We start from the raw sequence: 366 nt of genomic DNA on the forward strand, positions 1-366 counted from the left end.
CGCTGCCGACGATCGGGATCAGCACCGGCGCATTGAACGTAGCGCTTTGCGCAATACGAATTTTGGCCATGGGTTACGCCACCGCAGTCAGGTAACGGGTCGGCTCCGACTGCAGGGCCAAGTTGACGGTACGGGTCAGCAGGTTGTTTCGCGATACCGCTGGTTGCTTGGAAAACGACGTGTAGGTGCCGTACAGCAGAGTGTCGTTGCCGGGCAGGTTGAGGCGCGCGGCTTCAACCTGCTTGCCGGCGTCAGCCTTCAGTAGAACGCTGTTAAACGCTTGGGCCGGGTCATCGGCGATGGTGAGCACCATACTTGCCGCTGATTTGTCGGTGGGGATCTGCTTGCCCTGGTCATCTTCGAGGA

1 protein-coding gene is annotated in these 366 nt (G+C 59.8%); it reads right to left on the reverse strand.

Annotation, left to right across the window (positions count from 1 at the left end; genetic code table 11):
• Positions 1-73 precede the first annotated feature (73 nt).
• Positions 74-366, reverse strand: a 293-nt coding sequence (locus AOA61_RS27810; protein ID WP_218197398.1) for a phage tail protein, incomplete at its 5' end; no start/stop codon positions are given.

It is taken from the genome of Pseudomonas sp. 2995-1, from assembly GCF_002742505.1.
Lineage (GTDB): Bacteria > Pseudomonadota > Gammaproteobacteria > Pseudomonadales > Pseudomonadaceae > Aquipseudomonas > Aquipseudomonas sivasensis.